Annotated in this window: 1 protein-coding gene; it reads right to left on the bottom strand. The window is 70.1% G+C overall.

Going from position 1 to position 502, the window contains the following annotated elements:
* Positions 1-126: 126 nt before the first annotated feature.
* On the bottom strand, positions 127-502 hold a 376-nt coding region (locus MKK88_RS25410; RefSeq protein WP_244004735.1), incomplete at its 5' end, for a DUF2382 domain-containing protein.

Here is a 502-nt window from a genome sequence, read left to right as displayed (position 1 = left end):
GACCGGCTCGCTGCTGGTCGATCTCACGCACTACCTCGACGTGCGCAACACCTATCAGGACGCGCTGACCAGCTACCTCGCGAACCCGGTCGGCACGGTGCCGGTCTATCAGAACCCGGGCCGGTTCTACCTTTCGGGGGCAGGGGACAGGGCCGTGACGTGCCCCTCGGGGGACACGCGTTCGATCACGGCGCGCTGCCTGCGCAGCGTCACCGGCATCTCGACGTCCTCGCCCGCCGTGGTTTGGCGGACGTGCACCTCCTCCCGCAGGACGAGGCGCTTCTCGACGACGAGGATCTCTTCCAGGACCGGGATGATCGTCACCCCGTTCTCCTCGCGGACCACCGGGGGCACTTCGCCCTCGGCCAGGGTCCGGTTGACGGCCACCCGGGTGACCCCGACGTGATCGCTGCGCAGGGTCTCGCGCAGGACCTCGTCGACCGTCTCGGTCCGGGTCGAGACCCGCACCCGCCCGGTCTCCACCGCCCGCTTGTCGATGCGG

It is taken from the genome of Methylobacterium sp. E-005, from assembly GCF_022829725.1.
In the GTDB taxonomy this organism is placed as follows: domain Bacteria; phylum Pseudomonadota; class Alphaproteobacteria; order Rhizobiales; family Beijerinckiaceae; genus Methylobacterium.
This window is presented reverse-complemented; position numbering and strand designations above follow the sequence as displayed.